Source organism: Pseudomonas sp. BJa3 (genome assembly GCF_026343815.1).
Lineage (GTDB): Bacteria > Pseudomonadota > Gammaproteobacteria > Pseudomonadales > Pseudomonadaceae > Aquipseudomonas > Aquipseudomonas soli.
Window position 1 is genome coordinate 1 of record NZ_JAOXMC010000240.1, and the last position, 267, is coordinate 267.

The window sequence follows — 267 nt, forward strand, 5'->3', positions numbered from 1 at the left end:
TTCGTCCAGCATGGCGGTATAAAGCGCCTTGCCCGGCTTCTGAAGCTTGTCGACGGAATTGGCCACCAGGTGGCGCAGGAACTCGCGCGTCCGCGCGCCGCGCAGGTCGACCACCGTCATGTGGCTCACGTCGAACATGCCGGCATCGCGGCGCACTTGGTGGTGCTCCTCGATCTGCGAGCCGTAGTGGATCGGCATGTCCCACCCGCCGAAGTCGACCATCTTGGCGCCAAGCGCGCGATGGGTGTCGTTGAGGATGGTCTTCTG

The 267-nt window shown here is 64.4% G+C and carries 1 pseudogene; it reads right to left on the reverse strand.

The features are described from left to right. Positions 1 to 267: pseudogene (locus tag OH705_RS27575) on the reverse strand (glycine cleavage system protein T); the annotation flags it as partial.